Here is a 2,135-nt window from a genome sequence, read left to right on the forward strand (position 1 = left end):
TAGGAAGTTCCTGGGACGATTGACATGCCCGTTGTTGAGTTTTAGTGAAATGTATTTCCACATTGCTAGTTAAAGGTGGGCTAAGTAACGTCTCATCTATCTCCGATGGGGGAAGCTGATTTTGAGGCAAGACATAGGCGTGCTTTTGTGCGTCGTATGCCAAAATTTCTCCTGTCTCAATTTGATAAATCCAGGCATAAATATTGAGTTGCCCTTGGTAAAGCTTAGAGTGAATCACCGGATAAGTCCGTAAATTTTCGATTTGGGTAAGTACATTCTCAGCAATAATTATTTCTAAGAGTTCTTCCCCTTCGTAGTGGCTATAATTGTCTTTTACCAGTCGTCGGGTTGCCTCTGCATACTTGAGCCAGTCATGTACAAGCGGCATTTCTACCCGCAGGCTGTCTAACTTCATTAACCCTTTCATAGCACCACAATGTGAGTGACCACAGACAATAATTTGTTGAATATCTAATGCTTGAATAGCATATTCAATTGTTGCCCCTTCACCGCCATTAGTCGCACCAAATGGTGGAATAATATTACCTGCATTGCGGATAACAAATAATTCGCCTAACCCGGCTTGTGTAATTAGGTTTGGATCGATACGCGAATCTGAACAAGTAATAAATAGTACTCTGGGCTTTTGACCATGAGAAAGTTGTTCAAACAGTTCTTCATTGGCGGAAAAATAACTACTTTTAAATTCGCGCAAACCTTTAATCAATTTTTTCATAGGAGTACCTAAATCAACAAGTAATACTTGAAACTTGTGGTAAAAATTCAGTTCTCAAATTCAGTCAGTAGGGACGGGTTAATAATATCTATAAATAGATTGACTTAATTGATGGGCTTTTGTCATTGCACTATCGGCTTAGTCAAAGGGTGAAATTTATTATTGTATTGTTTAAGCAGTCTTGCAAAACTACCCTCTCTGGTCGCAGTTTTAATGGGAAATCAATCTGCAATTAGTAATAATTTTGGTATTTTTCTTCTTCCATTTATCTCCCTATCTGCACAAGCAATCCCCTACTGCGAAAATTTTGCCAACAGCTTTTTAACAGTTATCGGTTATCAGTTACTAGTTTCAATGGAAAGCACAAGAGCAAGGACTCGAAAAATAGGGTTTTGTCTTAAAATCTCAGCCATCTTGAGCCTTTCCAGTGTTCCAGTCTGCAATACAGACTTAAGGCGATCGCTCTTAAACCAATGGTGTCTACCTCGTGTTCACGAGGGCCAAAAAACTTAAGCTATTGAAAAATAAAAACGAAAAATCAAGTTTTTCAAGCATATTTCATTAAAAAAGCAGGCATTTTTAGAATAGTGGGATCAGTTCATATTAAAGCTTTACAAAAAAATCTTTGTACAGCTTGTGCATCATGTTTAGAAAATTAGCAAGAGCGCAATCATGCCTTAAATTTAATGTAATGTACAATCGCTTCTGCTGTAGGGATATTGGTTGCAACTAAAACTTCGTTGATGTTACATACCCTCAACAGTGCTTCTTCATTTGCCTGACTAGATTGAGCCATCATAAAATCTTTCAATAAAATCACTGCCACTATATCTCCTGAGGCAACCATAGAAGCAATAGTTTGATATCCTCCAGATGTTGTAGCAGGAATTTGCAAACTGATAGATATATCTAGTTCCTGGGTTAATATTTGACTAATAAAGGGTGGTGCAAGCGTTAAACACTGTGAGAAAAACTCTTGATGTTGAGCAACAAATTTTGCCAAATCCGATTTTTTACTTTCGTGAGCGATGAGCGCTACGTATTTTGTGGAAATAATTAAGGAAACTTTAAGAGTTTCATTTACGGGTGTTTCTAAAGATGGTAAATTAAGAGATTTAACATCACTTGTTTGTGCGATCGCTTCTGTTTTAGATTCTTCAGCAGCTTCTTGAGCGCTTACTGCAACATCTTCCACTGGTGTAATTGCTAAGTCAATGGTTGATGTATCAGTAACTTGAGATACAGCTTCTTTTTCTGTAGTTAAGGCATTATTTGAGTTAGCCATTAATGGTCAATTTTTTGACTTCCCTAAGCTCAACGAGTACGGTAATTTCTCACAAATGATTTAGGATTGCTATATATGAAGCTTTTTATTTATATTGGCATACCTAACTAAATA

2 protein-coding genes are annotated in these 2,135 nt (G+C 37.0%); both read right to left on the minus strand.

The annotated features are described in order from the left end of the window. Window positions 1–736: carbonic anhydrase (locus tag LC574_RS37110; RefSeq protein WP_229458621.1), on the minus strand; the 736-nt coding region annotated here is incomplete at its 3' end. Window positions 737–1,406: 670 nt separating this feature from the next. Next, window positions 1,407–2,021, minus strand: a complete 615-nt coding sequence (locus tag LC574_RS37115) for a hypothetical protein (protein ID WP_229458622.1) — start codon at window positions 2,019–2,021, stop codon at window positions 1,407–1,409. Between the last annotated feature and the right edge of the window lie 114 nt (window positions 2,022–2,135).

The sequence above is a fragment of the Nostoc sp. CHAB 5715 genome (assembly GCF_020829685.1).
In the GTDB taxonomy this organism is placed as follows: domain Bacteria; phylum Cyanobacteriota; class Cyanobacteriia; order Cyanobacteriales; family Nostocaceae; genus Nostoc.